This window comes from Paracoccus ravus, assembly GCF_004522175.1.
Taxonomy (GTDB): Bacteria; Pseudomonadota; Alphaproteobacteria; order Rhodobacterales; family Rhodobacteraceae; genus Paracoccus; species Paracoccus ravus.
Genome location: NZ_SDEB01000089.1, coordinates 1 through 1,030, shown reverse-complemented (window position 1 = coordinate 1,030; position 1,030 = coordinate 1). Strand labels below are relative to the sequence as shown.

Genomic DNA, 1,030 nt, shown 5'->3' with positions numbered 1-1,030 from the left:
GAGCAATCGCCGGAATGGCGCCTCGACCAAGGTGCTGAAGGGGCAGGACGGCGAGATGACCGTTGCGGTGCCCCGCGACCGCGACAGCAGCTTCGAGCCGGAGCTGGTGAAGAAGGGCCAGACCCGGATCGACGGGATGGAGTGAGGCGGAACAGAAAACAATCCGGGGGACTGTTTTCCCGACGAACAAGATCATCGGCCTCTACGCGGCCGGGCTGACAGTCCGGGATATCCAGGCCCATCTGCTCTATCTCTATGGCCTGAAGGGGCATTGTTACAGAACTTTCGGATCTGACGGATTCACTACGCGATTCCGGTAGGTTAATCGGCTCGGCATGACGAACTCAGTACCTGCCCGCTACCGCACGACGAACTGGAAGTCCTATAACGAAGCGCTGACGCGGCGTGTCTCGTTGCTGATATGGCAGGACAAGAACATGGTGAGGCGCGCGCCCAAGGCCGGTCGCAATGGCCGCCCACCGGTGTTTTCCGATGCCGCGATCCAGTTCTGTTTGATGGTGAAAGTGCTGTTCGGCCCGGGAGTGTCCTGAACTTTGTGTATCCGGGCCGGCCCATGCGGTTTGGGATACTCAAGCGTCGAAGCGCTCGCCGAACATTATGGCAAACTGGTTGCGGGCCGCAAACCATTCCCGGACATTTCGGCCGTCCTTCTCGAAGTTGCGGATGGCCGGATAGATCAGCTTGGTCGCGGCCTCGTCGGTCGGGAAGGAACCCCTCGTCTTGATCGATTTCCCGATCACGTGGTTCAGGCTCTCAACGGCGTTGGTCGTGTAGATGATCTTGCGGATCGCCGGATCGAAGCCGAAGAACGGGATCACTTCCTGCCAAGCCCTGCGCCAGGCCGGGGCGATAGACGCGTATTTCTCCGCCCATTTTTTCTCGAAGGCGTCGAGCTCGACTTCGGCCATATCGGCCGTCGGGGCGCTGTAAATCCGGCGCAGATCGGTGGTATGAGGAGGATCAGAAAACAGTCCGGGGGACTGTTTTCCCGACGATTGGCCCTTGCGGT

The 1,030-nt window shown here is 59.9% G+C and carries 1 protein-coding gene and 2 pseudogenes; 2 read left to right on the top strand and 1 reads right to left on the bottom strand.

What is annotated here, in order from left to right; genetic code table 11:
- Positions 1-266 (top strand): annotated as a pseudogene (locus tag ESZ60_RS21950) (transposase); the annotation flags it as partial.
- A gap of 69 nt (positions 267-335) precedes the next feature.
- Positions 336-536: pseudogene (locus ESZ60_RS20635) on the top strand (transposase); the annotation flags it as partial.
- Between the two features lie 54 nt (positions 537-590).
- Here ESZ60_RS20635 and ESZ60_RS20630 read toward each other — a convergent pair.
- Positions 591-1,030: transposase (locus ESZ60_RS20630; protein WP_245155814.1), on the bottom strand; the 440-nt coding region annotated here is incomplete at its 5' end.